The sequence below is a fragment of the Microvirga arvi genome, from assembly GCF_016892765.1.
GTDB classification, from domain to species: domain Bacteria; phylum Pseudomonadota; class Alphaproteobacteria; order Rhizobiales; family Beijerinckiaceae; genus Microvirga; species Microvirga arvi.
Window position 1 is genome coordinate 1 of the sequence record NZ_JAFEMD010000186.1, and the last position, 1,184, is coordinate 1,184.

Below are 1,184 nucleotides of genomic sequence, written 5' to 3' on the forward strand. Positions count from 1 at the left end.
CCCTGTAGGGGTCAGATGGCGTGCTCATGCCCAAGACCGTGCCACAGATCGCCGCCTCTCGCCAACTTGACAGTACCTCTTGAGGGTCTGCTCGCCGACGTCTTCGAACCCGATCTCCAACTTCCCGGCGGCATCCTCCTGCACCCGCTGGGTCACGCAAATGCCGCCTGGTTCGGCCAGGCTCTCGAGGCGAGCTGCGACGTTGACGCTGTCACCGAAGATGTCCTCTTCGTCGATGATAACGTCGCCGACATTGATCCCCATTCGGAATGCGATGCGTTCGGACGGAGGCAATTGGGTATTGCGCTCCTTCATTGCGCTCTGGATCTCAACAGCGCAGCGTACCGCCTCCACGGCACTCGCGAACTCGACGAGCGCTCCGTCGCCGGTGGTTTTGACGATGCGTCCCTGATGGCCCTGGATCGCCGGATCGATGAGGATGCGTCGATGGCCCTTCAAGCGCGCCAGCGTGCCCTCCTCGTCGGCAGCCATGAGTCCGCTGTAGCCCGCGACATCGATCGCGAGGATTGCCGCTAGTCTCCGCTCGACCCTCTCCTTAGTCACGGGCGTGCTCTCGGACGGTTGGGTAGGCTAACACATCCCGGCGGGGTTCGCAGCCTGCCGCGGTCGCCGACAGGGAGCATTGCTGGGCCGGAGGGCCAGTGGGAGGAGGCGGTTCATTGCCGTGAGGCGCGGCCGCTCCTCCGGTCCGGTTCCGTGCGTGGAGTGCGACGAAGCCATCTTGACCTTCCAGGCTGTTTGCAAGTCACATCAGGGCATGAGCTGCACTCAAACGATGGTGCAAATGGGTGGCTCGGGACCGTTGCCCGTCACTTGGGAGCTTCTGCAAGCCTCAGCCCGGCCGTGAAGACGTCACGCCCGCCGACGGCAGGTTGAAGTGGCTGGAGGTCGGTTTGGGCGGGCTGCGCTCGATCTATCAACCACGAGCCTCAATGGAACGTCTCTTCAGGGTCGAGCCTGTGTCAAAACGCGAACAGGCCACGCCGCGGAGCAATTTAATTTCCTGCCGACCACAATAGATCGCGGAGTCCCGGGCACACGAGCGTGAACTTGTAAAAATCGTTCACCGAGGGTGAGGCTGTTTGAGTTTTGACACATGGAGTAATTCCGGGGACCGCGCCATAACCTGGCTCTGGGAATCAGCTCTCTACCATCGACGAGGC

The 1,184-nt window shown here is 62.1% G+C and carries 1 protein-coding gene; it reads right to left on the reverse strand.

The window, feature by feature from the left end:
* Window positions 1–24: 24 nt before the first annotated feature.
* On the reverse strand, window positions 25–564 hold the full coding sequence (locus ILT44_RS30440; protein WP_204243344.1) for an adenylate/guanylate cyclase domain-containing protein: 540 nt from the start codon (window positions 562–564) through the stop codon (window positions 25–27).
* Window positions 565–1,184 lie beyond the last annotated feature (620 nt).